The organism is Peribacillus sp. SIMBA_075, assembly GCF_046534585.1.
Genome location: NZ_JAWRYN010001725.1, coordinates 1 through 231, shown reverse-complemented (window position 1 = coordinate 231; position 231 = coordinate 1). Strand labels below are relative to the sequence as shown.

Below are 231 nucleotides of genomic sequence, written 5' to 3'. Positions count from 1 at the left end.
CCCGCTTTTATATCTTTGTAAGCAAAGAAGTTAAACGTGTGATTCTCAAAGACAATATCATACGTTGCATTCGGATTATATGCATGATTAAATAACATGCCGTATCCTAAAAGGAATGCTGTATGATTTACCCCATACTCAAATGCGTAGTCAGCAAGTAACGTTTTCTCAATGTGTTCATGCTGTTCATTCGGATACGAGATAACTGGTGCTGAGTGAATCAACTCACCC

General features: G+C 38.1%; 1 protein-coding gene. It reads right to left on the bottom strand.

Features of this window, described 5'->3' with window-relative positions:
* The coding region (locus SB775_RS34340; protein WP_410865756.1) for an SET domain-containing protein-lysine N-methyltransferase at window positions 1–231 on the bottom strand (231 nt) is incomplete at both ends.